This window comes from uncultured Lamprocystis sp., from assembly GCF_903933125.1.
In the GTDB taxonomy this organism is placed as follows: Bacteria; Pseudomonadota; Gammaproteobacteria; order Chromatiales; family Chromatiaceae; genus Thiodictyon.
In genome coordinates this window covers 1-2,266 of record NZ_CAIZIZ010000458.1, presented here as the reverse complement: position 1 = coordinate 2,266, position 2,266 = coordinate 1, and the positions used below count along the sequence as shown (strand labels likewise).

Genomic DNA, 2,266 nt, shown 5'->3' with positions numbered 1-2,266 from the left:
GTGACGGCTGGTGTTTTGGTCGACTTCAGACGATACCGCCGGTCTCCCGCTGCCGCCACCTCCGCAGGAGCCGCCGGCCCTGGTCCAGCCCACCCGTGCACAGCGCCCGGCCTCAGGCAAAAATGGCCAAAGTCGAGATGATATGTTCGTCTGTATTCTACCCTATTATTGGAAATATCGGAGTCAGATACCTGATCGCCGATGACCATATCTGCTACCCAGAATCGGTGTATGATAATGCAGCGAAAATCTTTCCTTTTCCGCATAATGCATTTACCCTCCGCCCTACGGGAAAAGAACTTTATTGGAGCCGCTACACAGTGAGGATATTTGAAGTGATCCCCAAAAAAGGCGAGCTAACTAGAGAAGAGCTTGCGGGGATGCTGGGCCAAATATCTGGATAGGCAAGATACACCGATCGGGAGAACGTCGTCATGGTTCACCCCGCCGACTGGGCTACGCGGCGGCGGATCCTGAGCCTGACACTGGTAGGAGAGTGGGATAGGAACTGGCCGGGGAGGTCCAGTCTTCACCCATGATCGACCATGTGACCTCCAGGGAGGCATTGGTCGTCGTCCCAGCCGGCTTCCGTCGTGACGCCAGGGCGTAAAGGGCATCCACAGACGTTCATAGATGAACACAGATACCTTTCTTCATCTGTGTACATCTGTGACATCTGTGGATCAATCCGGGTGATCGCTTTACCGTGAAAGTGCGTAGTCAGGCCATCCTGGCCTGGCGGCGTCGGGGCTGGAACAGTCAGGGCTGGAAGCCCTGACTACGCAGCCTCGCAGGCCAGCATTGGCGACAGTGATCGAGAGGACTTTCAGGTTTCGGGGTGGCGCGGGCGCCATGGCCGTTAGCCGGAATGATTGCCAACACTTCAGCATGGGCGGGCATCGCTGCCGAGGCGCGGTGGCGCCGGTTCGGCCCGCTGGTGCGGGAGCACGGCTGATCGGCCTCTGGATCATTCAGACATCAACCCGCCCATGCCATCGGGCCGATTTGACAACACGACCCCCGGAGTATCCACCCATGCAGCGACGTCAGGTTCTCCAAGCCTTCGCGACGGGGGCCATGCTGAAGGTCACCGGCGGTCTGGCCAGTATGAGCCATGAAACAGCCACGGCGGCGGTCCTGCCACCCGCAGCGCCGACCAAGACCGAGGCTTGGCTCGCGACTCTGGGATCCTTCGATGAAAGGCCGCCGGCACCGGTGTGCATCGCGCTGGGTCCGGAAGCGGATGCGGTGATCGCTGCCTTACGTGTCCGGGCCAAGACATCCTGGGACGCCGCCAGTCACATGACCGGCTGGGATAGCGACTGTTTCCGCACCGGCCGGGATGATCCCGCCGGGCTCGAACCTTGGATCGAGACGCGCCTGCGTCCCTGCGATTGGATCGCGCTGGTGGTCGATGCCAACGACCCCGCGACGCACGCCCGGATACCCGATTGGGCAGACCGCCTGGCCGGACTGAAGGAGGCGGCCCAGCCCATCGCGTTCATCGTCGGCGATAACGCCCGCGGGCCTTGGTCATCGTTCCGGCGACTGGAGGTCGAGGCTTTAGCCGGTCCGGCGCGCAGGCACCACTGTTTTTCTTTGAGATCTCGGGAATCTCCACCGGCTAAAGCCTCGACCTCCAGTTGCGGACAGGCCGTCGCTGGCCGGAACGATGATCAAGGCCCGCCCGCGACCCCGACGCACCTTGGCGCGCGCCCCTGCATGAAACTCTGGATGGTGTGTTTGATATCGGTCCCCAATGGAGGTTCCTGCGCGCCGCGGCGATTGCCACCCATGTCGATGGCCTGCTGATGCTATCGCGCACCGTCATTGGCTATCCGGTACCACCCGTCATTCGAGGATCTGCACCGATACCCGCGCCAGCCCGTAGCGGGCACTGCGCCCGCCGCCGGGCAGACTGATCAAGGCGCCGAGCTGAACCAGGGTCGCCAGGTCGCGCGTCGCGGTCGCCTTTGAGCAACCGGTGATGCCGATATACTTCCCGGCCGTCATGCCGCCCTCAAACCCGGCCGGGCCCGCGGCGAACATCCGGGCAATCGCTTTTTGGTGACGGGCGTTGAGATTATCCCGAAATCGGTCGAAATAGCGCGCCTTCTCGACCATAAAGTCGATCTGCGTGCGGGCGATATCTTGGGCCTTGAGCACCGTTGCGACGAACCAGGTGAGCCAGTCATCGATCTGAAGCCCCGCACGCTGGCTGCGCTCCAACAGCGCATAGTAGGTCTTCTTGTCGGCCTCGATGCAG

At 61.9% G+C, this 2,266-nt stretch carries 2 protein-coding genes and 1 pseudogene; 2 read left to right on the top strand and 1 reads right to left on the bottom strand.

Features of this window, described 5'->3' with window-relative positions; genetic code table 11:
• Positions 1–404 (top strand): hypothetical protein (locus QZY03_RS24865; RefSeq protein WP_295585613.1); only part of this gene is annotated, 404 nt, incomplete at its 5' end.
• A gap of 631 nt (positions 405–1,035) precedes the next feature.
• On the top strand, positions 1,036–1,812 hold the full coding sequence (locus QZY03_RS24860) for a hypothetical protein (RefSeq protein WP_295585612.1): 777 nt from the start codon (positions 1,036–1,038) through the stop codon (positions 1,810–1,812).
• A gap of 39 nt (positions 1,813–1,851) precedes the next feature.
• Here QZY03_RS24860 and QZY03_RS24855 read toward each other — a convergent pair.
• Positions 1,852–2,266: pseudogene (locus QZY03_RS24855) on the bottom strand (DUF4172 domain-containing protein); the annotation flags it as partial.

Excerpts from the sequence above, each read along its gene's own strand:
- QZY03_RS24860 (WP_295585612.1), top strand. The coding sequence starts at position 1,036 with ATGCAGCGACGTCAGGTTCTCCAAGCCTTCGCGACGGGGGCCATGCTG.